The following is a 397-nucleotide window of genomic DNA, read 5'->3' as shown; positions in this document are numbered from 1 at the left end:
TGAACTGCCTCCCATTTCTTGGACATGAGAAATGGGAGGCTTTTTATGCGTGTCGACTTGAGGGTGAAGCACGACATCGAGGCCAGGAAGGCGGCGATCGGGCTCTTCGAGCGAGGCCACGGCTCCGAGTCGGCGGCGAAGGCGCTGTCGGTCCCGCGCGACACCGTGAGACAATGGCTCTACGTATACCGGTCGTTCGGAAGCGAGGTGCTGCTATCCATGGACGGCAAGCAGACCAGGTACACATACGAGCAGAAGGTCGCCGCCGCCTCGGCCGTGGTCGACGGCGGCATGAGCAAGCGGGACGCCATGGAGGCGTTCGGGGTCATGTCCCTGGCGCCGCTCAAGAGATGGTGCGCGCTCTACCGCGAGGGCGGCGCCGAGGCGCTCAGGCCCA

Annotated in this window: 1 protein-coding gene; it reads left to right on the top strand. The window is 64.7% G+C overall.

Features of this window, described 5'->3' with window-relative positions:
- Nucleotides 1-45: 45 nt before the first annotated feature.
- Nucleotides 46-397, top strand: a 352-nt coding sequence (locus ACQRAJ_RS08805; protein WP_427748395.1) for a helix-turn-helix domain-containing protein, incomplete at its 3' end; no start/stop codon positions are given.

Source organism: Collinsella sp. SGI.184 (genome assembly GCF_050313415.1).
Lineage (GTDB): Bacteria > Actinomycetota > Coriobacteriia > Coriobacteriales > Coriobacteriaceae > Collinsella.
This window is presented reverse-complemented; position numbering and strand designations above follow the sequence as displayed.